The 1,860-nt window shown below is 69.7% G+C and carries 1 protein-coding gene and 1 pseudogene; both read left to right on the plus strand.

Going from position 1 to position 1,860, the window contains the following annotated elements:
• A pseudogene (locus NVV99_RS26200) lies at nucleotides 1-954 on the plus strand (hypothetical protein); the annotation flags it as partial.
• A 34-nt stretch (nucleotides 955-988) separates the two neighbouring features.
• The coding region (locus NVV99_RS26205; RefSeq protein WP_260783275.1) for an insoluble domain protein at nucleotides 989-1,860 on the plus strand (872 nt) is incomplete at its 3' end.

A 1,860-nucleotide genomic window follows, 5' to 3' on the forward strand; every position in this document is an offset into this window, starting at 1 on the left:
GCCGATCTGACCAGCAGCTACGGCAGCCTGTCGGGGCGGGTGTCGTCCTGGTGCCAGGGCGGGGATCTGGCCTGTGATGCGCCGGCGAACGCCCCGGTCGTGCGGGCGGTGGTCAACGTCGCCGGTCAGGTCGAGGTCGGCGGGGATCCGTTCGTCGCGATCTCCACGGTCGGACGGGCACTGGCGTCGACGGCGTTCAAGACCGCCGTCGATGTGGTCAACCAGGACATTCAGGCACCGAAGAGCGCGCTGTCGGCGATCTCGGTCCAGCCGAAGAAGACCATCTCGCAGCGCCTGGCCGAAGCCTCCGATCCTCGGGCCACGCCGCCGACGGGGCAGGAAGTCACGGCAGCGTTGATGAAGGTCGGGCTGATCGGCATCAACGCGGCGGTCACGGTCGTCAAGAAAGTGCTGACCCCGGAGACGATCGCGGCGGTCGCGGCAGCTGGGCTGGCCAATCCGGCGGCGGCGTTCGGTGTGCTCGCGGCCAAGACGGTCAGTGTGCTGCCCGAGCTGGTCCCGCCGGCGACCTCGCAGCGGTTGGTGCGGCAGGCGTTCCAGGTCGTGCAGAACGAGGTCAAGGCCAACCGGGACGCGTTCGACCTGGTGGCGATGACGACGGTGCGCAATGTCGCCGCCGAACACGGCTCCTACGGCTCGGTCCCGGCTACTGCCAGCGGACAGGCCCCGACCCGGTTCGCTGCCTCCTGGCTCGCTGCTGTCGCGGCCGACCTCAGCGCTGCGGCCGACTCCACCACCTCCACGACGGTGACCTCCACCGCGACGACGCCGACCACTACGACGGTCCGGCCGTCGGCGACCACCTCGACCACCCCGTCGTCGCAGACGGCGACGTCCACCACCTCGGAACCGGCCGTGACCACCACGACTGTGGTCGACGCGGGACCGACGGTGCTCGATCAAGGCGGCATCTCGGCCGCAGCACTCAACTGAAATTCACGCCTCGACACAAGAGAGAGAAGCGATTATGAGCAAGCATCACAGGCCGTCACGGATCGCCAAGGCGAGCGTCGTGCCCGCCACGGCCGCCGCGATCGTGGCAGCAGGTAGCGGTCTGGCCTCGGCCGATCCGGTCGAGCTGCCCTCGCAGGGCGGGGTGACCACCCCGGCACCGTCCACTCAGGGCGGCACCACCAGCGCGCCGAAGCCGCCGGCCAAGCAGATCTACTGGACCCCGCCGCCGGCGCAGCAGCGCGAGTACGCGCCGCTGCCGGACTACAACTACGACACCAACCGCTACGAGCGGCAGTCCACTCCGGCGCCGATCAACCCGCTGGAGCTGCGTGCCCCGCAGCCGGTCGAGCCGGAACCGATCTACATCGCTCCGCCCGAGAAGATCATGATCGGCGATTTCCACTTCAACCAGCCGAACTGGGTCACCGACGACGACCGGGAGCGCACCAACAACACCGCCGGTCTGATCCGGTCGGACGTGGCGACGTTCTACAAGTCGATCGGTATCGAAGCCAGCCGCGCCGATCGTGTCGCTGCTGCTCAGATCGGCGCGACGGTGGCCGGTGCGGCAGCCGGCGGGGCGGCCGGTGCCGTCGGTGGTGGCGCACTCGGCGGAACGATTGGTGGCCTTGCCGGTGCCGGGATGGCCGGCATGGTTCCGTTGCCGCCTCCGCTGCCCCAGATCACCACCGGTGTCGCCGGTACCGCCCTCGGTACCGCTGTCGGCGCGACGCTGGCCGGTGTGCCCTGCGCCGTCGGTGGTGGGCTGGTGGGTTTGGCTGCCGGGACCGCTTTCGGTGCCGGTGACGACGAAGGTCAGCCCATCGAGGTGGAACTGCCGGACGTAGGGGAGGACGTGCTCACCGAGCAGGCCGACTCCACGGT

It is taken from the genome of Rhodococcus sp. PAE-6 (assembly GCF_025290685.1).
Classification (GTDB): Bacteria; Actinomycetota; Actinomycetes; order Mycobacteriales; family Mycobacteriaceae; genus Rhodococcus; species Rhodococcus pyridinivorans.